The following is a 429-nucleotide window of genomic DNA, read 5'->3' as shown; positions in this document are numbered from 1 at the left end:
CTGCCAGTCAAACAGCAAGTTGAACATCAATCCTACAGCGACCGGTGTTACAATATAGGGAAGAAAATTGACTAATTGAAAAAAGCCCTTCCACTTAACCCAGCGGCTGTAAAGCAGCGAGGCGATTATTAATCCAAAAATAATTTGAAGCGGCAGCGTAAATGATACAAACAGCAGCGTATTGCCGACTGATTTAAAGAAATAAGAATCGGGATTGAATAGAAATTTATAGTTGTCAAATCCGACGAATGTTTTTTCGCTGATCCCGTTCCAGCTCGTCAAGCTGACGTATAATGAAAAGATCATTGGGATCAGGCCGAATGCCAAATAAAACAGCATGTACGGCGAAAGGAAAAAGTAAGGCACCCATCTTCTTTTTACGGCATCCATCGTTCACACTCCCAACTATTAAACATGCTGTGAAAGGAA

1 protein-coding gene is annotated in these 429 nt (G+C 41.0%); it reads right to left on the bottom strand.

Translation table 11 applies throughout. The features are described 5' to 3' along the window. Positions 1-390 (bottom strand): carbohydrate ABC transporter permease (locus tag FJQ58_RS00320; protein ID WP_139990479.1); only part of this gene is annotated, 390 nt, incomplete at its 3' end. Positions 391-429: the final 39 nt, after the last annotated feature.

The organism is Paenibacillus paridis (assembly GCF_006345825.1).
In the GTDB taxonomy this organism is placed as follows: domain Bacteria; phylum Bacillota; class Bacilli; order Paenibacillales; family Paenibacillaceae; genus Pristimantibacillus; species Pristimantibacillus paridis.
This window is presented reverse-complemented; position numbering and strand designations above follow the sequence as displayed.